The organism is Mesorhizobium sp. M1A.F.Ca.IN.020.06.1.1 (genome assembly GCF_004023265.1).
Lineage (GTDB): Bacteria > Pseudomonadota > Alphaproteobacteria > Rhizobiales > Rhizobiaceae > Mesorhizobium.
Map to the genome: position 1 here is coordinate 1 of NZ_RZSR01001519.1, position 835 is coordinate 835.

Below are 835 nucleotides of genomic sequence, written 5' to 3' on the forward strand. Positions count from 1 at the left end.
GACCATGACCGCGCGCTGCTTCGCGCAGGCGCTCGGCGTCGCCTATGGGCGCATCCAGTTCACGCCCGACCTGATGCCCGGCGACATCGTCGGCGCCAACATCTACAATTTCCAGACCGGCCAGTTCACGCTGACGCGCGGCCCGATTTTCTGCGATCTGCTGCTTGCCGACGAGATCAACCGCACGCCGCCGAAGACGCAGGCTGCACTGCTCGAAGCCATGCAGGAGCACGCTGTCACATTCGACGGCACGACCCATTCGCTCGGCAAGAATTTCATGGTGGTGGCGACGCAGAACCCGATCGAGCATCAAGGCGTCTATCCGCTCCCCGAGGCCCAGCTCGACCGCTTCCTGTTCAAGCACCGGGTCAGCTATCCGGACGCGCAGGAAGAACGTGCCATCATCATCCACCACGGCGGCGGCTCCGCCTCGCACAATATCGAGCAATACGGCATCAAGGCGCAGACCGACCGCAAGACGCTGGAGGCGGCGCTTGCCACAGTGGGCGCCGTCACGCTGGTCGACGACGTCGTCGGCTACATCGCGGCCCTTGTCCGCGGCACGCGCGAAAGCCCGGATCTGGAGGTCGGCGCCAGTCCTCGCGCCGGCGCCATGCTGGCGCGCGCGGCGCGAGCCCGGGCGGCGCTCGACGGCCGCAACTATGTCATCCCCGACGACGTCAAGGCTTTAGCCGTGCCGGCGCTGCGCCACCGCGTCATCCTCTCGCCGGCGGCGCAGATCGACGGACGGCTGGTCGAGCAGATCGTGTCCGACCTGGTCGACCGGACGGAAGCGCCGCGTTGATCTATCCGAGCGGCAGAGCGGTATGGGCGG

1 protein-coding gene is annotated in these 835 nt (G+C 67.3%); it reads left to right on the forward strand.

All coding sequences use genetic code 11. The features are described from left to right. The coding region (locus EOA60_RS35255; RefSeq protein ID WP_164899886.1) for a MoxR family ATPase at window positions 1-805 on the forward strand (805 nt) is incomplete at its 5' end. Window positions 806-835 lie beyond the last annotated feature (30 nt).